This window comes from Caulobacter sp. UNC279MFTsu5.1, from assembly GCF_900114015.1.
GTDB lineage: Bacteria > Pseudomonadota > Alphaproteobacteria > Caulobacterales > Caulobacteraceae > Caulobacter.
In genome coordinates this window covers 37,139-57,833 of the sequence record NZ_FORN01000015.1, presented here as the reverse complement: position 1 = coordinate 57,833, position 20,695 = coordinate 37,139, and the positions used below count along the sequence as shown (strand labels likewise).

The window sequence follows — 20,695 nt, the reverse complement described above, 5'->3', positions numbered from 1 at the left end:
CAGCTCCGCCTCATCCTTGCCCCAGAGCTACCCAGGGATGCAAGCCTGCTCCGCGACTTGTGCTCGCGCGCCCTTTCCTGTATTAGCGCGCCCTCTCACGGATGGCGGTCTTGCACGCAGCCCCTCAAGGGTCGGGATTTCCCCGCTCGGCATGCAGGATCCATCGTGGCCGCCGGACTTCCGCCGTCGCCCGCGCCGCCTTCCAAGCCGGAAGAAGGAAAACATGGCGTTCTACGAACACGTGGTCATCGCGCGGCAGGACATCTCGCCGCAACAGGCCGAAGCTCTGAACGAGCAACTCAAGGCTCTCCTGGAAGAAAATGGCGGTCACATCGCCAAGATCGAATACTGGGGCCTGCGTAACCTCACCTATCGCATCAAGAAGAACCGCAAGGGCCACTACTCCCTGCTCGCCATCGACGCTCCGGCCGCGGCCGTGAAGGAGATGGAACGTCAGCTGCTGATCAATGAAGACGTGCTGCGCTTCATGACCATCCGCGTCGAAGAGCTGGACCTGGAGCTGTCGCCGGTTCTGGCCCGTCGCGACCGCGAACGTGGCGAGCGCACCGAGCGCCCGCGCGAAGACTTCGCCGCGTAAGGGAGAAGAGAGATCATGACCGACACCACTGCTCCCGAAGCCGGCGCGCCCGCCGCTGGCGGCGGCGCCCGCCGCCCGTTCTTCCGTCGCCGCAAGGTCTGCCCGTTCTCGGGCGCCAACGCGCCGAAGATCGACTACAAGGACGTGAAGCTGCTGCAGCGTTACGTCTCCGAACGCGGCAAGATCGTGCCGTCGCGCATCACCGCGGTGTCGGCCAAGAAGCAACGCGAACTGGCCAAGGCCATCAAGCGCGCCCGCTTCCTGGCTCTGCTCCCCTACGTCGTGAAGTAAGGGAGACACCACGATGAAAGTCATTCTGCTCGAACGCGTCGAAGGCACCGGCGTCCTCGGCGACGTGGTCACCGTGAAGGACGGCTTCGCCCGTAACTTCCTGCTGCCGCGTCACAAGGCCCTGCGCGCCAACTCGGCCAACCTGAAGACCTTCGAAGATCAGCGCGCTGAGATCGAAGCCCGCAACGTCAAGAACCGCGAGAACGCCGGCAAGGCCGGTGAAGGTCTCGACGGCAAGCAGTACGTGATGATCCGTCAAGCTGGCGAAAGCGGCCAGCTGTACGGTTCGGTCGCGGGCCGCGACGTCGCCGACGCCATCAAGGCCGAAGGCGGCAAGGTCGATCGCTCGATGATCGTCCTCGACAAGCCGATCAAGACGCTGGGCGTCCACGAAGTGAAGGTGAAGCTGCACGCCGAGGTGACCATCACGGTCAGCCTCAACATCGCGCGCAGCCAGGACGAAGCCGACCGCCAAGCGCGCGGCGAGAACGTCATCGCCGCTCAGTTCGAGGAAGACCGCGCCGCTGACGCCGAAGCCGCCCAAGACATGGCCGAAGGCGGCGCCGGTTCTTTCGAAGGCGACCACTACGAAGCCTAAACGCTTCAGTAGCCTGAACTATCGGAAACGGCGCGGAGCGATCCGCGCCGTTTTTCTTTGGCCGTTCCCAGAAAATTACTCGTTTACGACAGGTGCAAATGGGCGCTTTCCTGCGCGAACCACTCGCGCGCAAAGCGAAAACGCAGCGCGCAAAACGTAGGGGAACGAACCACATGCGCCGTCGTCATCTTCTGCTGGCCGCCGTCTCGGCCGGAGCGCTGCTGCAACTCCCGGCCTTCGCGGCCGCCCAAACCCAAGAGCCCGCCGCGGCCACCGAAGTCGAGGAACTGGTCGTCACCGGCACCCGCACGCCGGGTCGCACGCGGCTGGACACCATAGCGCCGGTCGACGTGATCGGCGGCCAGGCCTTGGCGCGCCAGGGCAGCGGCGCTGAACTGGCCCAGGCCCTCTCGAACCTGACCCCGGCCATCGACTTCCCGCGTCCGGCCATCACCGACGGCACCGACCACGTGCGTCCGGCCACGCTGCGGGGCCTGGCGCCCGACCAGACCCTGGTGCTGATCAACGGCATGCGCGGCCACGTCGGCGCCCTGGTCAACATCAACGGCTCGATCGGCCGCGGCTCGACCGCCTTCGACCTCAACTCGATCCCGACGGTCGCGGTCGAACGGGTGGAGGTGCTGCGCGACGGCGCCTCGGCGCAGTACGGCGCCGACGCCATCGCCGGGGTTATCAACCTGCGCCTGCGCGAGGCCCGCACCGGCGGCGGCGCGACCTACAACTACGGGATCTACGACACCGACGTCGACACCGCTCGCGGCAGCCGCAAGGCCCACGACGGCCTGACCCAGTCGGTCTCGGCCTGGCAGGGCCTGCCTCTGGGCAAGGACGGCTTCCTGACGGTGATGGGCGAGTATGTGAACCGCCACCCGACCAACCGGTCCGACTATGTCAACCTGGCCTCGGCCCCCAATTACGGCCATCCGGTCGTGCTGGGCCGCTATGGCGATCCCAAGCTGGAGAGCAGCGCGGTCTATCTGAACGCCGGACTGCCGGTGAACGAGACCTGGTCGCTGTACGGCTATGGCGGCTATCAGCATCGCGACACGGAGTCCGCCGCGACGGCGCGGACCTACAACAACGCCAACAACGTTCCGGCGGTCTATCCGGGCGGCTTCCTGCCGATCATCGCCACCGAGATCGACGACTACAACGTCGCCGGCGGGATCAAGGGCGACCTGGGCGGCTTCGCCACCGACCTGGGCGTCAGCTACGGCAAGAACAAGCTCGAATACACGATCAAGAACACCATCAACTCGACCTACGGCGCGGCCTCGCCCCGCACGTTCAAGGCCGGCGGGCTCGACTACGACCAGTTCCTGGTCAATCTGAACATGAGCAAGGGCTTCGACCTGGGCCTGATCGAGCCGACCAACCTGGGCTTCGGCCTGGAGTACCGCGAGGAAGGCTTCGCGGTGCACGAGGGCGAGCCGGCCTCCTACAGCAAGGGTCCCCTGGCCGGCGCACCGGTCTCGCAGGGCTTTGGCGGCTTCCGCCCGTCCAACGTCGTCGACAAGTCGCGCCACAACGTCAGCGCCTATGTCGACCTCGAAGGCAAGCTGACCCAGCGCCTGTCGTTCGACGCCGCCGCCCGCTACGAGGACTATTCGGACTTCGGCTCGAAGGTCACCGGCAAGCTGGCGGCCCGCTTCGACGTCGATGACGCCCTGGCCGTCCGGGCGGCGATCTCCAGCGGCGTCAAGGCGCCCGCCCTGCAGCAGCAGTACTTCAGCTACACCGCCACCAACAACGTCGCGACCCCGACGGGCTCGATCCTGGTGGAGTCCGGCACCTTCACCGTCGACAGCCCGATCGCCGTGGCCCTGGGCGCCAAGCCGCTGAAGCCCGAGGAGTCGATGAACTATTCGGCCGGCATCGTCTTTCACACCGGCCCGTTCGAACTGACCATCGACGCCTACCAGATCGACATCGACGACCGCATCGTGCTGTCGGAGAACCTGCCCAACCCCTCGACCCCGGCGGCGACGGCGACGGTGATCACCAACCTGCTGTCGAGCTACGGCGTCAGCGCCGCGCGCTTCTTCCTGAACGGCGTCGAGACCCGGACCCGGGGTGTCGACATTGTCGGCCGCTACAAGCTGGAGACCGAGACGGCCGGTCGCTACGACTTCACCGTGGCCGCCAACTTCAACGGCACCGAGGTGCGAAAGACCCCCAGCCTGCCGACCATCACCAATGTCAGCCAGCCGCCGTTCCTGTTCGACCGCGGCAACGTCCTGACCTACGAGGAAGGCACGCCCAACCAGAAGTTTGTGTTCAACACCGACTGGAGCCTGGGCGACTTCGGCGTCACCGCCAAGGCGACCTATTACGACAGCGTCCTGGTGCCCAACAACAACCCGACGCTGGACTACGAGACCGGCCATCGCACGATCGTCGACCTGGAAGGCCGCTACAAGCTGGGCCCGGCGGGGTTGGCCCTGGGCGTCAACAACCTGTTCGACCAGTATCCGCGCGAGACCCCGGCCCTGATCAATAGTCCCAGCGGGTCGATCGGCTTCCCCAGCTACTCGCCGTTCGGCTTCAACGGCCGGTTCCTGTACGCCCGGGTCAGCTACAACTGGTAGAGCGCCCGGGGCGAAGATCGGAGCGGCGCGGGAAGCGATTCCCGCGCCGTTTCCATGCGTCCGTTTCTGACGCAGAGAGCGGTCAGAACATACACAGAATATCCCCGTTCATCTTCGCCGGCGCCCCGCTGCGTCCGCGCGAAAAACCCGGCTTGGCGTTAACCTGTGGCGATGTCTCTCGTCCCTGCTCTAGACCTCCGCCCACCCTCGCCGATGGGCGACATCGTCGTCTCCGTCGCACCGCACAACCTGGAAGCCGAGCAGGCGCTGCTGGGCGTGTTGCTGTACGACAACGCGGCCTATGAGCGGCTGACCGACAGCCTGCAGGGTCGGCATTTCTACGAGCCCTTCCACCAGCGATTGTTCGGCTCGATCGAGACCCACATCCGCAAGGGTCAGCTGGCCGAGCCGATCCTGCTGGCCGACGAGTTCAAGCACGATCCGGCGTTCGAGGAGCTGGGCGGCCTGCGCTATCTGGCCGACCTGGTCGACCGCGCCCCGCCCGCCGCCAATGTCGGCGACTACGCCCGCGCGGTGTTCGACCTGGCCCTGCGCCGCGACCTGATCCGCATCGGCGGCGAGATCGCGGCCACCGCCCACGGCGGCGTCGGCAAGGACGACGTCAAGCTGCCGGCCCGAGACCAGATCGAGGCGGCCGAACAGCAGCTCTACACCCTGGCCGAGAGCGGCACGGCCAGTTCGGGCTTCGTCAGCTTCGGCGAGGCCCTGCGGGGCGCCGTCGAGATGACCGCCGAGGCCTACAGCCGCGACGGCGGCATGTCGGGCGTCTCGACCGACCTGATCGACCTGGACACCAAGATCGGCGGCCTGCACCCCTCAGACCTGATCGTGCTGGCCGGCCGTCCGTCGATGGGCAAGACGGCGCTAGCCACCAACATCGCCTTCAACATCGCCAAGAAATACGCCTGGGAGCCCCAGCCGGACGGCACCAAGAAGACCGTCAGCGGCGGCGTGGTGGCCTTCTACTCGCTGGAAATGAGCGCCGAGCAGTTGGCCCTGCGGATGCTGGCCGACGCCTCGGGGGTGTCGGGCGACAAGCTCCGCAAGGGCGAGATCGACGCCTCGGAGTTCGGCCGGGTGCGCGACGCGGCCATCGAGCTGCAGGAGGCGCCGCTCTATATCGACGCCACCGGCGGCATCTCGATCGCCAAGCTGACCGCGCGGGCTCGCCGCCTGAAGCGCCAGGTGGGCCTGGACCTGATCGTCGTCGACTACCTGCAGCTGGTCACCGGCTCGGACCTGTCGTCCAACGCCAGCCGGGTGCAGGAAGTCTCGCAGATCACTATGGGCCTCAAGGCCCTGGCCAAGGAGCTGGCCTGCCCGGTCATCGCCCTGTCGCAGCTGTCGCGTCAAGTCGAGCAGCGCGAGGACAAGCGTCCGCAGCTATCCGACCTTCGCGAATCCGGCTCGATCGAGCAGGACGCCGACATGGTCTGGTTCGTCTATCGCGAAAGCTATTATGTCGGCCGCTCCGAGCCGCGCGAGGGCACGCCCGAGCACCTGCAATGGCAGGAGGACATGGACCGCCTGCAGGGCCTGGCCGAGGTGATCATCGCCAAGCAGCGTCACGGCCCCATCGGCACCGTGCGCCTGTCGTTCAACAGCGACACCACCCGTTTCGGCAACCTGGCCCGCGACCACTATTTCCACCAGATGCGCAGCGGCTCGGACGAGTAGGCCGACGCCGTTTGACGGGGGCGGACGGACTGGGCCAGGGTGGCCCGGTCCGTTTCCCTGCAAGGCCGCCTGATGGAGTTCAATCCCCTGCCGACGTCCACGGTCGTCGGCGCGTTCCTGCTGGCCTTCCCGGCGCTGTTCTCGATCGTCAATCCGGTCGGCGCCTCGCTGATCTTCCACCAGGTGCTGGCCGACCGCACGCCGCAAGAGCGACGGCGGCTGGCCCTGCGGATCGCGGTCAACGCCCTGCTGATCCTGCTGGGATCGCTGCTGCTGGGCGGCTACATCCTCAACTTCTTCGGGGTCAGCCTGGGCGCGCTGCGCGTGGCCGGCGGCCTGGTGGTGGCGATCCGCGCCTGGGGCCTGCTGATGGAGCCCGAGGCGCACGAGGACCGCAAGAGCGACGCCGCCTCCCCCGCCGAGCGCAAGACCGACGACATCGCCTTCTTCCCGCTGACCATGCCGTTCACGACCGGGCCGGGCTCGATCGCCGTGGCCATCGCCCTGTCGTCCCAGCGGCCGGCCGGCGGCCATACGGTGATCCCGTTCTTCCTCGGCGCCAGCCTGGCCGCCGTGGCGGTGGCCCTGTCGATCTGGGGCCTCTACCGGGCTTCGGACCGGGTGATGGCCCTGCTCGGCGTCTCGGGCGCCCGGGTGATGTCGCGCCTGGTCGCCTTCCTGCTGCTGTGCATCGGCGTCCAGATCCTGGCCAGCGGCGTCGAGAGCCTGGCCGGCGATTTTCTGGCCCGCCACGGCCCCCTGCACTGAAAGACCTCGCCATCTGGACTGGCCACGGGCGGCGCGCTCGGCTACGTCCCGCCCCGTGACCGAAACCAGCCGCCTCACCCTCGACCTCGACGCCCTGGCGTCCAACCACGCCGTGCTCAGGGCCGCCGCAGGCGGGGCCGAGATCGCGCCGGCCGTCAAGGCCGACGGCTACGGCCTGGGCGCGGCCCTGGTCGCCGGACGGCTGTGGGACGAAGGCGCGCGCAGCTTCTATGTCGCTCGCCTGTCGGAAGGCGTGGCGCTGCGCCGGGCGCTGGGCGATCGCGCCGCGGCGATCTATCTGCTGGATGGCGTCACCCCGGGCTCGGCCCCGGCCATCGAGGCCGCCGGCCTGACGCCCGTGCTCAACAGCCTGCCGCAGATCGAGGCTTGGAACAGCCATGCGCGCGGCCGCGTGCTGGACGCCGCCCTGCATATCGACACCGGCATGAACCGCCTGGGTCTGCGTCCCGAGGAAGCGGTCGTGCTGACCGGGGCGATGGACCGGCTGAAGTTCCTGAACATCACCCTGGTGATCAGCCACCTGGCCTGCGCCGGCGAGCCGGACCACCCGCTGAACGCCCGTCAGCTGGCCCGCTTCACCGAAGTCGCGGCCCTGTTCCCGAACGCCCGCCGCAGCCTGGCCAATTCCGGCGGGATCTTCCTCGGCGAGGACTTCCGCTTCGACCAGTGCCGGCCGGGGATCAGCCTCTATGGCGGCGGGCCGCGCGACGTTCCCGACGCCCGGATCAAGGCCGTGGCGACGCTGGAGGCCCCGATCCTCCAGGCCCGGGTGGTGCCGCGCGGCGAGAGCATCGGCTACGGCGCGGCCTTCACCGCCCAGGACACCACCCGGGTCGCGATCCTGGCCGTCGGCTACGCCGACGGCGTGCCGCGCGCCGCTCATCCGCGCGGCGCGGTGTGGTTCGACGGCGCCCGCCGGCCGATGATGGGCCGGGTGTCGATGGACCTGATCGCCGTCGACATCACCGACTGCGACGCCGCCCGCCCGGGCGCGATGATGCAGATCATCGGCCCAGACCTGCTGGTCGACGAGGCCGCCGCCGCCGCCGGGACGACGGCCTACGAACTGCTGACCCGCATCGCGCCCCGGGCGCGACGGGTGGTCGAGGGCCGCTGACCTAGAGCATTTTCAATGCGAAGTGGACGCCGGTTCGCGTGAAGAAAATGCACCAGAACAAAGAGCTAAAGCACCGACCTGATGCAATCAGGTCGGTGCTTTAGCGGGCCAGCCCCTCGAGCCGACCAAGGTCCACCGACGCCACGGCCTGCTTCAGCACGTCGATGTTGTCGGCGGCGCCGTTGGCCTCGACGCTGAAGCGGTCGCCGACCAGGACGTTGTAGGTCCCGGACTTGCTGTCCCGATCCCATTCCTCGGTCGTCAGCCGGCCGTCGACCTTGCCCGTCTTCTTGTAGCCGGAGGCGGTCTCCTCGGAGGTCTGGGCGTTGAAGGCGCTGGCCATGGCGGCCATGCCGGCCGCGGGTCCGAGATCCGTGACGGCCAGGCGGAAGGCGGCGCCGTCCTTGGTGTAATCGCCCGTGGCCCCGACCATGGCCATGCCTTCGGCGCCGGCCGAATGGGTCTCGACCGACGTCCGCTCGAAACCCGCGACCGAGCCCGGCAACAGGCTTTTCAACGTATCGGCCGGAACCGGCGGAAGATCCTTGCGGGCGTTCACCTTCGCCGCGGCCGCCTCCAGCTTGCCCAGGTCGACCTTGGCGCCGTTGACCTCCATCGTGCCCGACATGGTCCCGGTGTTGGCGGCGTGGCCGGCCATGCCGGCGCCGAACATCGCCGCGCCGGCCACGGCGCCGGTGATCACCCCGATGACGATCGACAGCACGATCGCGCAAAGAATGGTGACGGCCGTGTAGCCCAGGGCCTTCTCCTGCGGCGCCTTCATCAGCTTGGGCAGACCCAGATAGAGCAGGTAGAAGCCGTAGAGGCTGGCCAGGGCGGCGATAATGCCCAAGGCCGGAATGATCCCCAGGATCCCGAACACCCAGGCGGCGGTGTAGCTGTAGGCCGCGACCTTGAAGGCCTGGACGCGATCCTTCTGGCCGTCGAAACTGGGGGCCAGGGCGTCGATGATCAGGGCGACCAGGAACACCGACAGCAGGCTCAGGCCATAGGCGACCACGGCGCCGACGATGGACGACACCAGCGGCGGCTTCATGTGGAAGCCGAAGCCGCCGATCCCGAACACCTGCCCGCCGATCAGGCCGGCGATCGGCGGGATCGCGGCCAGGATGCAGACATAGCCGACGTACAGCCCCTTGACGGTCGCCGGCTCGGCGTCGATGCGCTCCCACTCGGCCGAGGGCGACAGCAGCAGGCGTTTCACCCGGCCGACAAGGTCGGACGATGACGTCCGGGGTTCGATGACAGTCATACGATCGCTCCTTCGCGAATCCTGAACGTCCCCCGACGCGATCCCTGTATAACCACCACCATGAGGTGTTGAGAACATTGTTCCGTGACGACGGCGCGTTTGATCGGCGGGTGCGTCCGCCTTTGGCGCAGGCGCCCGTCAGGCTGTAATCTCCCGTCATCTTCGAATCAGGAGCATCCATGGCCCGCGACGGCGCCGTCTACGCCTGCCAGTCCTGCGGCGCGGTCTCGACCAAGTGGTCGGGGCAGTGCCCGGCCTGTCAGAGCTGGAACAGCCTGGTCGAGGAGGTCGGCGTTCGCGCCCCGGGGGCCTTGTCGAGCACCAAGGCCACGCGGGTGCGCGGCCTGCAGTTCACCGGCCTGGAGAGCGACACCCCCGCCCCGCCCCGCATCATCACCGGCGTCGACGAGTTCGACCGGGTCTGCGGCGGCGGCGTGGTGCCAGGCTCGGCGATCCTGATCGGCGGCGACCCGGGCGTGGGCAAGTCCACCCTGCTGCTGGAGGTGATGGCCAAGGCCAGCCTGGCGGGCGTCAACTGCGCCTACATCTCGGGCGAGGAGGCCGTGGCCCAGATCCGGGGCCGGGCCGACCGCATGGGCTTCGCCCAGGCCCCGGTGAAGCTGGCCGCCGAGAGCAGCCTGCGCGACATCCTCGACGGCCTCAAGCGCGAGAAGTTCGACCTGGTGGTCATCGACTCGATCCAGACCCTGTGGAGCGACGCCCACGAGGCCGGGCCCGGCACCGTGACCCAGGTCCGGGCCTGCGCCAGCGAACTGGTGCGCCTGGCCAAGAAGCAGGGCGTGGCGATCCTGATGGTCGGCCACGTCACCAAGGACGGCCAGATCGCCGGTCCCCGCGTGGTCGAGCACCTGGTCGACGCGGTGCTCAGCTTCGAGGGCGAGCGCGGCTATCCGTTCCGGGTGCTGCGCGGGGCCAAGAACCGTTTCGGCGCCACCGACGAGATCGGGGTGTTCGAGATGGGCGACGCGGGCTTGCGCGAAGTGAAGAACCCCTCGGCCCTGTTCCTGAACGAGGGCGGCGAGCGGGCGGCCGGCGCGGCGGTGTTCGCCGGCATCGAGGGTTCGCGACCCGTCCTGGTCGAGTTCCAAGCCCTGGTCGCGCCATCCGCGTACGGAACGCCCCGGCGCGCCGTGGTCGGGTGGGATTCCGGGCGCCTGGCCATGGTCTTGGCTGTGCTTGAATCGCGTTGCGGCCTTGGTTTTGGCAACAAGGACGTCTATCTGAACGTCGCTGGCGGCCTGCGGATCACCGAGCCGGCGGCGGACTTGGCGGCGGCGGCGGCCCTGGCCTCCTCGGCCCTCGACATCGCCCTGCCACAGGACTGCGTCGTGTTCGGCGAAGTCAGCCTGTCTGGTGAAGTGCGGCCGGTGAGCCGTATGGAGACACGTTTGAAAGAGGCCGCGAAACTCGGCTTTGGCCGAGCTCTGGGACCGCTGTCGGGGCTGCCCGAAGGCGGCGGAGCCCTGCCCGTGGCGGGCGTCGCGCGCCTGGCCGACGCGGTGCGCCGCATCGGCGACGAGATCTGGGGCCAGCTGACGTGACGCCGTTCGACATCATCTTCGGCCTGATCCTAGTGGTCTCCGCCCTGGTCGGCTTCGCCCGCGGCGCGTCGCGCGAGCTGACCTCGGCCCTGTCGTTCATCGTCGCCGCCCTGCTCTCCCTTCTGGCCCTACGGGTCACCGGTCCGCTGTTCCGGGGCCTGATGGACCCCGACTGGGCGGCCACCGCCGCCGCCATCCTGGTCACCTTCGTCATCATCTTCGTGCTCCTGCGCCTGGTCGGCGCCCAGATCACCAAGACCCTGCACGCCGACGGCGCCCTGGGCACGCTGGACCGGCTGATGGGCCTGGCGTTCGGCCTGCTGCGCGGCCTGGTGGTGTTGGGGGTGTTCAGCCTGGTGTTCCACATGGCCACCCCGCCCGACCGCGTGCCCCACTGGATGTCGAAGTCGGCGCTTTACCCCCTGTCCAACGCCGCCGGCCGGGTGCTGAAGGTGTTCGCCCCCAAAGGCGCTGGTTTGGCAGGCAAGTTGGCCCCCGCCATCGAGGACGCCGTCCAGGACGGCGCCAGCGACAAACCGTCCGACCGCAAGCCGGACGAAGCAGGTTATGATAAGGACCAGCGTCGTTCCGTCGACGATCTGGTGGAGAAATCTCGATGACGTCCTTCGGCCAGTCGACCGACCGCTTCTCGTCCAAGCCCTGGCGCGATCCGGAAGACGACACGCTCCGCCTCGAATGCGGGGTCTTCGGCGTCTATGGCGTGCGCGACGCCGCCGCCGTCACCGCCCTGGGGCTGCACGCCCTGCAGCATCGCGGCCAGGAGGCCTGCGGCATCGCCGCCTTCGACGGCCAGCGCTTCCACACCGAACGCCACATGGGCCATGTCGGCGACGCCTTCACCGGCAACGACCTGGTCGAGCGCCTGCCCGGCGCCATGGCCATCGGCCACACCCGCTACTCCACCGCCGGCGGCAGCGGCATCCGCAACGTCCAGCCGATGTTCGCCGACCTCGAAACCGGCGGCGTGGCCATCGCCCACAACGGCAACCTGACCAACTTCCTGACTTTGCGCGAGCGCCTGGTGCAGGAAGGCGCGATCTTCCAGTCCACCAGCGACAGCGAGGTGATCCTTCACCTGATCGCCCGCTCGCGGAAGGCCCGCATCGTCGACCGCTTCATCGACGCGGTCGGCCAGATCGAAGGCGGCTACGCGATCGTGGCCATCACCAACAAGAAGATGATCGGCCTGCGCGATCCGCTGGGCATCCGCCCGCTGGTGCTGGGCGACCTGGACGGCCAGCCGATCCTGGCGTCCGAGACCTGCGCGCTCGACATGATCGGCGCCCGCTTCGTGCGCGACGTCGAGCACGGCGAGATGGTGGTGATCTCCGAGACCGGCGTGAAGTCGCTGCGTCCGTTCCAGAACGTCGCCGCCCGTCCCTGCGTGTTCGAATATGTCTATTTCGCCCGGCCCGACAGCGTCGTGAACGGCCGTTCGGTCTACGACGTGCGCAAGCGCATGGGCCAGCGCCTGGCCATCGAGACCGGCGTCGAGGCCGACGTCGTGGTGCCGGTTCCCGACAGCGGCGTGCCGGCCGCCATCGGCTTCGCCCAACAGAGCGGTCTGCCCTTCGACCTGGGCATCATCCGCAACCACTATGTGGGCCGCACCTTCATCCAGCCGACCCAGGGCGTGCGCGAACTGGGCGTGCGCATGAAGCACAGCCCCAACCGGGCCGTGCTGGAAGGCAAGCGCGTGATCCTGATCGACGACTCGATCGTGCGCGGCACCACCTCGCTGAAGATCGTGCGCATGGTCCGCGAGGCCGGCGCCAAGGAGGTTCACCTCCGCTCGGCCAGTCCGCCGATCAAGTGGCCCGACTTCTACGGCATCGACATGCCCGAGCGCGATCAACTGCTGGCGGCCAACAAGTCGCTGGAGGAGATGGCTCGGTTCCTGGAAGTCGACAGCCTGGGCTTCCTGTCGGTCGACGGCCTCTACACGGCGCTGGAAGCCGGTCCTCGCGACCCGGCCCACCCGCAGTTCACCGACCACTACTTCACCGGCGACTATCCCACGCGCCTGACCGACCGCGAGATCGCCGAGGGCCGCAACGACCAGGCCGAGAAGCAACTGTCCCTGCTGAGCGCCTAGGCTTTGGCCAATCCGGTTTCCGTTCTTTTCGCCAAGCTGAAGATCGACGGCTATATCGCGGCCCTGTTCGGCATGGTCGTGCTGGCCTCGATCCTGCCGGTGCGCGGCGAGGCCGCGACGATCGTCGGCTGGGTGGTCAAGATCGCCATCGCCGTGCTGTTCTTCCTGCACGGCGCCAAGCTGTCGCGCGAAGCCGTGGTGGCGGGCCTGACCCACTGGCGGCTGCACCTGACGATCCTGGCCTTCACCTTCGTGCTGTTTCCGGCCCTGGGCCTGCTGATCAGCAGGTCGGGCGTGCTGTCGCCGACCCTGTCGAGCGGCATGCTGTTCCTGTGCTGTCTACCCTCCACGGTGCAGTCGTCGATCGCCTTCACCTCGATCGGCCGGGGCAACGTGGCCGCCGCCGTCTGCGCGGCCTCGGCCTCGAACCTGCTGGGCATCTTCCTGACCCCAGTGCTGGTCGGCCTGCTGATGCACGCCCATGGCGAGGTGGGCGGCTGGGACTCGATCCAGTCGATCGTCGTCCAGCTGCTGGTCCCGTTCGTGGCCGGCCAGCTGGTGCGCCCCTGGGTCCGGGGCTGGATCGAGAAGCACAAGGCCCTGGTCGGCCAGGTCGACCGCGGATCGATCCTGCTGGTGGTCTATTCGGCGTTCAGCGCCGCCGTGGTCGGCGGCATCTGGAAGATCGTCTCGATTCCCGAACTCTTCCTGCTGCTGGCCGCCTGCGTGGTGCTGCTGGCCGTGGTCATGACCGCCACGGTGTTCGGCGCGCGCGCCCTGGGCTTTTCCAAACCCGATGAGGTGGCCATCGCGTTCTGCGGCTCCAAGAAGAGCCTGGCCACCGGCGTGCCGATGGCCGGCATCCTGTTCCCCGGCGCCACGGCCGGCGTCCTGGTGCTGCCGCTGATGCTGTTCCACCAGATCCAGCTGATGGCCTGCTCGGTGATCGCCCAGCGCTACGGCGCGCGGCCGGCGGACGAGGCCTGACACCCACAAATTCCGTTGGTGTTCATTGAGAACACCAACGGATTTCGTTTCAACCACAAACGGTTCTGTTTAGAACCCGCCCATGACTCTCGACTCCGAAAAGCCGCTGGCCGGCCGCATCGCCCTCGTCACCGGCGCCACCCGCGGCATCGGCGAGGCCATCGCCCTGGGCCTTGCCCAGGCCGGCGCCCACGTCGTCGCCGTGGGCCGCACCCAGGGCGCGCTGGAGGCCCTGGACGACGCGATCCTGGCCGTGACCGGCGAGCACGCCACCCTGGCCCCCCTGGACCTGCGCGAGGCCGACGGCCTCGACCAGCTCGGCGCGGCCCTCTACGAGCGCTACGGCAAGCTGGACATCCTGGTGGGCGCCGCCGGCGTGCTGGGCGCCCTGACGCCGGTGGGCCACCTGGACCCCAAGGGCTGGGACATGATCATGGCCACCAACCTGACGGCCAACTGGCGGCTGATTCGGGCCATGGATCCGCTGCTGCGCCGCGCCGAGGCCGGCCGGGCCATCTTCCTAACCAGCAGCCTGGCCAGGACCCATCGCGCCTTCTGGGGCGGCTATGCGGCCTCCAAGGCCGGGCTTGAGGCCGTCGTCGCCTGCTATGACGACGAGATGGAGAACTCCACGGTGCGCGCCGTCTGCGTCGATCCCGGCGCCATGCGCACCCGCATGCGGGCCGGCGCCTTCCCCGGTGAGGATCCCCAGACCGTGCCCGCGCCTGACACGATCGTTCCGCTGATCGTCGATCTGGCCCGCCCCGACCGCGTGCCGCCCAAGGGCGTCGTGCGGTTCAAGGAACGCGGCCAGGAATCAGCCAGCGAGGGATAGGTCGCCTAAGATCGCACTCGAAGGCAGTGCTTGGCCGATCCCGACCGATCTTTGCCGCGCCAAGCCCTGGGCGTCATGGAATGTCCAGGTACAGATTTTGGCAATATGAGTCATTTTGCGTAAAATGTGTTTTGTATGATCACCGATACGGTTTCGAACTCTTCCATGTTGGAACTGAAATCGATATTCGTGCCAATAAGTCGCATCAATACAAGATCCGTCACGCCCTACCGTTAAGCTTTCAGAAACGCGCCCGGCGCACGTTTCCCGTGTGAGAATATCCATCAGGGATCTCCCGGGGAGCCCATCCAAATGTCGTTCTTTTCCTTGAAGCGCAACGACGCGAAGGCGGCGCGGCGTCTGGCGGATCTGGAAGCCATGGTCGCGGCGATCGACCGCTCGCAGGCGATAATCGAATTCCAGCTCGACGGCACGATCATCAGCGCCAACAAGAACTTCCTGCACACCATCGGCTATTCGCTGGACGAGATCGTCGGCCGTCACCACGAGATCTTCGTCGACCCCGCCTACGGCCGCAGCGCCGAATACAAGGCCTTCTGGGCCAATCTGGCGCGGGGCGACTTTTTCGCCGACAAGTTCCAGCGGGTGGGCAAGAACGGCAAGGACGTCTGGATCCAGGGCGCCTACAACCCGATCTTCGACGCCTCGGGCAAGCCTTGCAAGGTCATCAAGTTCGCCATCGACGTCACCGACGTCGAACTGGAGCGGATCGCCAACGAGGCCCGGCGCAAGGCCGAGGAAGAGCAGACGACCGTGGTCTTCTCGCTCGCCGAGCGTCTTCAACGCCTGGCGGCCGGCGACCTGACCGCTCGGATCACCGAACCCTTCGAAGGCCGCTTCCAGCAGATCAAGGACGACTACAACACCGCGATCGACAGCCTGCGCGAGGCCATCGGTCAGATCTCCGGCGCCACCGATGGCGTGCGCGGCGGCTCGGAAGAGATCGCCCGCGCCTCGGATGACCTCTCCCGCCGCACCGAACACCAGGCCGCCAGCCTGGAAGAGACCGCCGCCGCGCTGGACCAGATCACCGCTACGGTGCGACGCAGCGCGACGGGGGCCAAGGAGGCCTTCGTCGCCGCCTCCAGCGCCCGGGAAGACGCCGCCCGCTCCGGCGAGGTCATGCGTGACGCCGTCGAGGCCATGGGCGAGATCGAGCACAGCTCGGGCAAGATCACCCAGATTATCGGCGTGATCGACGAGATCGCCTTCCAGACCAACCTGCTGGCCTTGAACGCCGGCGTCGAGGCCGCCCGGGCCGGCGACGCCGGCCGCGGTTTCGCGGTCGTGGCCCAAGAAGTGCGGGCCCTGGCCCAGCGTTCGGCCGAGGCTGCCAAGGAAATCAAGGGGCTGATCGCCAGCAGCACATCGCAAGTCGCGCGGGGCGTCCAACTGGTCGGCGAGACCGGCCAGGCCCTGAGCGGCATCGTCGGCAAGGTCGCCCAGATCGACACCTTGATTTCGGAGATCGCCCAGTCGTCACAGGAGCAGGCCACCGGCCTCGCTCAGGTGAACACCGCCGTCAACCAGATGGACGAGGTCACCCAACAGAACGCCGCCATGGTCGAGGAGGTCACGGCCGCCGCCGCCAGCCTGAAGGCCGAAGCCAACGAGCTGACCGCGCTTGTCTCGCGCTTTCAGACCGGAGAGCTCGCGGTGGCCGGCCACCCCGAACCCGTCCAGGCTTGCCGACGTCCTTCCGAAGCGGCCCGCCCCCAGACTCGCGTCAGCGCCCGGTTCCGCCCCGGCGCCGGCAACGCCGCGCTCGCGGCCACGGCCTGGGAGGAGTTCTAGAGCATCTTTGAGCGAAGCGGACGCAGGTTCGCTTGAAGAAAATGCATTAAAACAAAGATCTAGAGCGCCAGCCTGATGCAATCAGGTCGTGAAACGCTCCAGGAGCTTTCCGATCCGATGTCCGGAAGAGTCGGATCGGGAATGCGCCGGGACATCGACACCCCCTTCGATCGTCCCGGCGCACCTTAATTACGTAACCTATCGCGTGGGCGACCGACGCTACCGCCCTTTCGGCGGCGCCTTGTTGCCGCGAACCGTGCGGGCGCCAGCCACCGGGCGGCGCGGCGCGGTCTTCGAGCCGGCCGCCTTGCCGCCCGCCGCCTTGAAGCCGACCTTGTAGCTGGGCGTGGTCGACTTCTTCTGGGCCCTGGGGCCCTGCTTCTTGACCGACTTGACCGCCGCCTTGCCGGACTCGGCGGCGGGCGTCGCGGCGATCTCGGCCGGCTTGGGCGCTTTCGAGGCCTTCGAGGCGGGCTTGCCGGCGCTCTTGGCGGGCGCGGGCAGACCCGCGGCCTCGGCGGCGGCCGCGGCGGCGGCTTCGGCGACACGCACCGACTTCTTGACGGTGTTGCGCGAGGCGCGGATCCGCTCCTTCTCGCGCTCCTTGCGCTCGAACTCCCGCTTGCCCTTGCCCGAGTGGCCCTTGGCCTCACCCTCGGCATAGGGATTGGCCCCCGACTTCAGGGTGATGCGCAGCGGCACGCCCGGCAGGTCGAAGCTTTCGCGCAAGGAGTTGATCAGATAGCGCCGATACTGCTCGGGCATCTGGTCGGCGCGGCTGGAGAACAGCACGAAGGTCGGCGGGCGGGCCTTGGTCTGGGCCATGTATTTGGGCTTGATGCGCTTGCCGCCGACGCTGGGCGGCGGGTGGCGCTGCATGGCCATCTGCAGCCAGTCGTTCAGGTCACGGGTCTTGACCTTGGTCGACCAGTCCTTGTGGCTCTTGAGCACGGCCGGCATCAGCCGTTCGACGCCGCGGCCGGTCTCGCCCGACAAGGCGACCACCGGCGCGCCGCGCAGCTGGGGCAACATGCGCTCGGCATGTTCGTTGAAGTCCTTGAGGATCTGGCCCGGATCCTCGATCAGGTCCCACTTGGCCAGGACGAAGACCACGCAGCGCCCTTCCCGTTCGGCCAGGTCGGCGATCTGCAGGTCCTGGGTCTCGAACGGATGAGTGGCGTCCATCACCAGCAGCACGACCTCGGCGAAGGTCAGCGAGCGGATGGTGTCGGCGGTCGAGAGCTTCTCGAGCTTCTCGTTGACCTTGGCCTTCTTGCGCAGACCGGCGGTATCGACCAGCCGCACCTTGCGCCCGCCCCAGTCCCAGTCGACCGAGATGGAGTCGCGGGTGATGCCGGCTTCCGGCCCGGTCAGCAGGCGCTGTTCGCCGATCAGGCGGTTGATCAGGGTCGACTTGCCGGCGTTGGGACGGCCGACGATGGCGATCTTGATCGGCTTGTCGTCGTCCAACTCGTCATGGTCGGTCTGCAGCTCTTCCGGCGCGACGGACAGCAGGGCCGCATAGAGCTCGGCCATGCCCTCGCCGTGCTCGCCGCTGATCTGGATCGGCTCGCCCAGGCCCAGGACGTTGGCTTCGGCCGCGCCATGGTCTCCGGCCTTGCCCTCGGACTTGTTGGCCGCCACCAGCACCGGCTTGTTCCGCTTGCGCAGGATCTCGGCGAAGATCCGGTCCAGCGGCGTCAGGCCCTCGCGGGCGTCGAACACCAGCAGACTGACGTCAGCCTCGTCGATCGCCAGCTCGGTCTGGGCGCGCATCCGCGCTTCCAGGCTCTCGTCGGTGACGTCCTCGAAGCCGGCGGTGTCGATCAGCTCCAGGTCCAGGTCGCCCAGGCGGCCGTGCGCGAACCGGCGGTCGCGGGTGACGCCGGGCTGGTCGTCGACCAGGGCCAGCTTGCGGCCGGCCAGACGGTTGAACAGGGTCGACTTGCCCACATTGGGGCGGCCGACGATGGCGAGTTTCAAAGGCATGGGCTGTGATTAGTCGATTTCGGAGACAAAAGCGACAAACCCGGACTGGTGAGGACCAGCCCGGGTTCGCGGCGCCTGAATTGTGGATCCGGGCGGGCCCGGCGAAGTCTAGCGGATGGCGATCAGATCCGCCTCGTCGGTCGCCACATAGACGGCGTCGCCCATGGCGATCGGACCCAGCAGGACCGGCTGGCCGATCTTCAGGGTCTTCAGTGTCTCGCCGGTCTTGGGGTTCAGGGCCACGGCCTGACCTTCGCTCGACACGGTGATCAGGCGGTTCGAGGCCAGGATCGGGGTCGACCAGACCACTGGATGCTTGGCGCGCTTCTTCTTCTGCTTCTTGCTCAGCTTGTCGGTGTTGTTGAGGTCGCGGATCCAGTAGACCTGACCGGCCTCGCGCGAGACGCAGATCACCTGGCCGGCCTTGTCGACCACGAAGACCACGTCGCCGGCCGCCCAGGGGCTGGTGATGGCGGTGACCGGCAGATTCCAGCGGGCCTGACCCGTGCGCAGGTCGGTGGCGGCGAACACGCCCGAGTGGCTGACGGCGAAGACGTCGCCCTTGAAGATCACCGGACGGCCGGCGATGTCGCGGATTTCCGACAGGGCGTTGGTGCGGCTGGCGCGGCTGAGGGCCTCGCTCCACAGGTCGTTGCCGTTGCTGGCGCGCAGAGCGACCAGTTCGCCCGAGGCGAAGCCGGCCACGACGGTGTCGCCGCTGACCGCGGGGCTGGTGGCCGCCAGGATCCGGGCCGGCTCGATCAGGGCCTGATACGTCCAGCCCGGCGCGCCGTCGGCGGCGTTGAAGCTCAGCAGTTCGTTGTCGGTCGAGATCACGAACACGCGGCCATCGGCGACCGTGGGGGCGGCGTGGACCGGCGTGCTGGTCTGCTGACGCCAGGCTTCCGCACCGGTGGCGGCGTCCAGCTGGGCCACGAACCGGAAGCCCGAGGCGACGTAGAGCTTACCGTTGGCGTAGGCGACGCCGCCGCCGAAGCCCGTGCGGTCGGCCGCGCTGCCGCCGATGCCGAAGAAACCGTGCTTCTTGCCGGGGGCCTTGGCGGGACGCAGATCCTTCTTCCAGATCGTCGAGCCGCTCTTGGCGTCGATGGCGCTGACGGTCGCCTCGCCGTCCATCACGAAGATCTTGCCGTCGGCCGCCACTGGCGGCGCGGTCACGTGATACTTGCGGTTGGCCTTCTGGCCGAAGCCCTTGCGCCAGGCGATGTCGAAATTGGCGGCGGCGGCCACATGCTCGACCGACTGCTCGGCGTTGCCGCCCGGCAGCGGCCAGTCGGCCTGGACGGTCGGCTCGGGCAGGAAGAAGTCGGCGCCCTTCAGCGCTTCGGCCGGCTCGACCTTCTGGTCGAAGGCGATGACCGAGATCCGCTGCCCCTGGGTGGCCAGGGTCTTGTTGGCTTCCTTCTTGTCGAAGGGGTTCAGCTTGGAAATCGTCGAACAGCCGGCCACCGACACCGCGGCGGTCATCATCGCGGTGAGGAGCAGATAGCGCTTGGTCGTCATGGGGCGTCGGCTCATTGGGCGGTATTGGGGGCGACGTCGGCCTGCGGGCCGGTCGGAAGCGAGAGCGCGGCGGACGGCGGCAGGGCCATGGCGGCCTTGACCACGGCCGGCAGGTCCTTGGCGGAGCCGGAATCGATCATGGCCATCGCGCCCTTGGCCCGTTCCCGGATTTCATCCGAGGAATTGTCGAGCGAGCTGGACAGCACGAGGAAGTCGCCGCGCGCGCCGGCCAGGTCGCCGGCCCGCAGCTTGGCGAAGGCCAGGGCTTCCTTCGCCTGCACGCGATAGGGACTCTTCTCGCCCATCAACGGGTTCAGCCTCGCCTCGACATCCTTGTAAGGAGCCGTGTCGATGAGCGCCAAGGCGGAATTGAGGCCGGCGAGGTCGGCCAGCACCGGATTGGGCGAAAGCTTGGCCGCTTGGTCGAAATAGGCCACCGCCTCGGCGGTTTTGTTCTGCTCCAGGCGCACGCCGCCCATCTGCAGCAGGGCCAGGGCCTTGTAGACCGGCGTGCCGGTCTTGGAGATGGCCTCGAACGCCGGGAACGCCGCGGCGGGGCCCGACTTCTGGCCGGTGGTCAGGGCCGCCTGATAGGCTTCCGTGGCCTTGTTGGTCAGGTTCTGCTGGTAGCTGGTCCAGCCCATCCAGCCGCCCGCGCCCAGAATCGCCACCGCGGCCAGCGCGCCCACCCAGGGCAGCGACTTCAGCGCGAGGGACTTGTAGCGGTCGGAGCGCAGCTGCTCTTCGACCTCGTCAAACACATCGACCACGAACGAGGCTCCGATAGGGGCGAAACAGCGCCCTGAGGCGTCGACGCCGGATCGCTCCGGAATCGACACGCGAAATGAAAACCATGGTGAGCGGACCCACCGAGGCGGCGAACCTATAGCGTGT

General features: G+C 68.0%; 17 protein-coding genes. 13 read left to right on the top strand and 4 right to left on the bottom strand.

Translation table 11 applies throughout. The features are described from left to right. Positions 1-223 precede the first annotated feature (223 nt). The 7 genes from rpsF to alr all read left to right on the top strand — a co-directional run bounded on the left by rpsF (position 224) and on the right by alr (position 7,700). Positions 224-598, top strand: coding sequence for a 30S ribosomal protein S6 (gene rpsF / locus BM066_RS10815; protein WP_089927462.1), 375 nt, complete (start codon positions 224-226; stop codon positions 596-598). 15 nt (positions 599-613) lie between these two features. Further along, on the top strand, positions 614-889 hold the full coding sequence (gene rpsR, locus BM066_RS10810) for a 30S ribosomal protein S18 (protein WP_029914647.1): 276 nt from the start codon (positions 614-616) through the stop codon (positions 887-889). 13 nt (positions 890-902) lie between these two features. Next, complete coding sequence (gene rplI / locus BM066_RS10805) at positions 903-1,487, top strand: 50S ribosomal protein L9 (protein WP_089927458.1); 585 nt, start codon at positions 903-905, stop codon at positions 1,485-1,487. A gap of 173 nt (positions 1,488-1,660) precedes the next feature. Beyond that, positions 1,661-4,096: a TonB-dependent receptor plug domain-containing protein gene (locus tag BM066_RS10800; protein ID WP_089927455.1), complete on the top strand. Its 2,436-nt coding sequence runs from the start codon at positions 1,661-1,663 to the stop codon at positions 4,094-4,096. Positions 4,097-4,261: 165 nt separating this feature from the next. Beyond that, positions 4,262-5,794: a replicative DNA helicase gene (locus BM066_RS10795; RefSeq protein ID WP_089927452.1), complete on the top strand. Its 1,533-nt coding sequence runs from the start codon at positions 4,262-4,264 to the stop codon at positions 5,792-5,794. 72 nt (positions 5,795-5,866) lie between these two features. Beyond that, a complete protein-coding gene (locus BM066_RS10790) occupies positions 5,867-6,562 on the top strand; it encodes a MarC family protein (RefSeq protein ID WP_089927447.1) in 696 nt (231 codons plus the stop codon). A gap of 55 nt (positions 6,563-6,617) precedes the next feature. Then, entirely contained in the window at positions 6,618-7,700 is a 1,083-nt protein-coding gene (gene alr, locus BM066_RS10785; RefSeq protein WP_089927443.1) for an alanine racemase, read from the top strand. Between the two features lie 100 nt (positions 7,701-7,800). Here alr and BM066_RS10780 read toward each other — a convergent pair whose 3' ends face one another. Further along, positions 7,801-8,973, bottom strand: a complete 1,173-nt coding sequence (locus tag BM066_RS10780) for a Yip1 family protein (RefSeq protein WP_089927440.1) — start codon at positions 8,971-8,973, stop codon at positions 7,801-7,803. Positions 8,974-9,152: 179 nt separating this feature from the next. On the opposite strand from BM066_RS10780, the gene radA reads away from it, so the two are divergent. The 6 genes from radA to BM066_RS10750 all read left to right on the top strand — a co-directional run bounded on the left by radA (position 9,153) and on the right by BM066_RS10750 (position 16,288). Continuing rightward, positions 9,153-10,535, top strand: a complete 1,383-nt coding sequence (gene radA / locus BM066_RS10775) for a DNA repair protein RadA (RefSeq protein ID WP_089927437.1) — start codon at positions 9,153-9,155, stop codon at positions 10,533-10,535. Next, positions 10,532-11,155, top strand: coding sequence for a CvpA family protein (locus BM066_RS10770; protein WP_089927433.1), 624 nt, complete (start codon positions 10,532-10,534; stop codon positions 11,153-11,155). The genes radA and BM066_RS10770 overlap by 4 nt, the downstream gene beginning before the upstream one ends. Next, positions 11,152-12,651, top strand: a complete 1,500-nt coding sequence (gene purF, locus BM066_RS10765; protein WP_089927429.1) for an amidophosphoribosyltransferase — start codon at positions 11,152-11,154, stop codon at positions 12,649-12,651. The genes BM066_RS10770 and purF overlap by 4 nt, the downstream gene beginning before the upstream one ends. A gap of 3 nt (positions 12,652-12,654) precedes the next feature. Beyond that, complete coding sequence (locus BM066_RS10760) at positions 12,655-13,638, top strand: bile acid:sodium symporter family protein (RefSeq protein WP_089927426.1); 984 nt, start codon at positions 12,655-12,657, stop codon at positions 13,636-13,638. Between the two features lie 82 nt (positions 13,639-13,720). Then, positions 13,721-14,473, top strand: coding sequence for an SDR family NAD(P)-dependent oxidoreductase (locus BM066_RS10755; RefSeq protein ID WP_089927423.1), 753 nt, complete (start codon positions 13,721-13,723; stop codon positions 14,471-14,473). 312 nt (positions 14,474-14,785) lie between these two features. Beyond that, positions 14,786-16,288 carry a methyl-accepting chemotaxis protein gene (locus BM066_RS10750; RefSeq protein WP_089927420.1) on the top strand — a complete coding sequence of 501 codons (1,503 nt, stop codon included), beginning with the start codon at positions 14,786-14,788 and terminating at the stop codon, positions 16,286-16,288. Between the two features lie 219 nt (positions 16,289-16,507). On the opposite strand, the gene der is transcribed toward BM066_RS10750, so the two are convergent. From der to BM066_RS10735, 3 genes are all read right to left on the bottom strand, one after another. Continuing rightward, positions 16,508-18,277 (bottom strand): ribosome biogenesis GTPase Der, encoded by a 1,770-nt coding sequence (der, locus tag BM066_RS10745; protein ID WP_089927417.1) that lies wholly within the window; start codon positions 18,275-18,277, stop codon positions 16,508-16,510. Positions 18,278-18,385: 108 nt separating this feature from the next. Then, on the bottom strand, positions 18,386-19,801 hold the full coding sequence (locus BM066_RS10740) for a PQQ-like beta-propeller repeat protein (protein WP_369823242.1): 1,416 nt from the start codon (positions 19,799-19,801) through the stop codon (positions 18,386-18,388). 11 nt (positions 19,802-19,812) lie between these two features. Continuing rightward, positions 19,813-20,571: a tetratricopeptide repeat protein gene (locus BM066_RS10735; protein WP_089927411.1), complete on the bottom strand. Its 759-nt coding sequence runs from the start codon at positions 20,569-20,571 to the stop codon at positions 19,813-19,815. Positions 20,572-20,695: the final 124 nt, after the last annotated feature.

Bases quoted from the DNA above. Each gene is read 5' to 3' on its own strand.
- BM066_RS10780 (WP_089927440.1), bottom strand. From the start codon at position 8,973: ATGACTGTCATCGAACCCCGGACGTCATCGTCCGACCTTGTCGGCCGG.
- BM066_RS10740 (WP_369823242.1), bottom strand. From the start codon at position 19,801: ATGACGACCAAGCGCTATCTGCTCCTCACCGCGATGATGACCGCCGCG.
- BM066_RS10790 (WP_089927447.1), top strand. From the start codon at position 5,867: ATGGAGTTCAATCCCCTGCCGACGTCCACGGTCGTCGGCGCGTTCCTG.
- BM066_RS10750 (WP_089927420.1), top strand. From the start codon at position 14,786: ATGTCGTTCTTTTCCTTGAAGCGCAACGACGCGAAGGCGGCGCGGCGT.
- rpsR (WP_029914647.1), top strand. From the start codon at position 614: ATGACCGACACCACTGCTCCCGAAGCCGGCGCGCCCGCCGCTGGCGGC.
- BM066_RS10755 (WP_089927423.1), top strand. From the start codon at position 13,721: ATGACTCTCGACTCCGAAAAGCCGCTGGCCGGCCGCATCGCCCTCGTC.
- rplI (WP_089927458.1), top strand. From the start codon at position 903: ATGAAAGTCATTCTGCTCGAACGCGTCGAAGGCACCGGCGTCCTCGGC.
- der (WP_089927417.1), bottom strand. From the start codon at position 18,277: ATGCCTTTGAAACTCGCCATCGTCGGCCGCCCCAATGTGGGCAAGTCG.
- BM066_RS10800 (WP_089927455.1), top strand. From the start codon at position 1,661: ATGCGCCGTCGTCATCTTCTGCTGGCCGCCGTCTCGGCCGGAGCGCTG.
- purF (WP_089927429.1), top strand. From the start codon at position 11,152: ATGACGTCCTTCGGCCAGTCGACCGACCGCTTCTCGTCCAAGCCCTGG.
- radA (WP_089927437.1), top strand. From the start codon at position 9,153: ATGGCCCGCGACGGCGCCGTCTACGCCTGCCAGTCCTGCGGCGCGGTC.
- rpsF (WP_089927462.1), top strand. From the start codon at position 224: ATGGCGTTCTACGAACACGTGGTCATCGCGCGGCAGGACATCTCGCCG.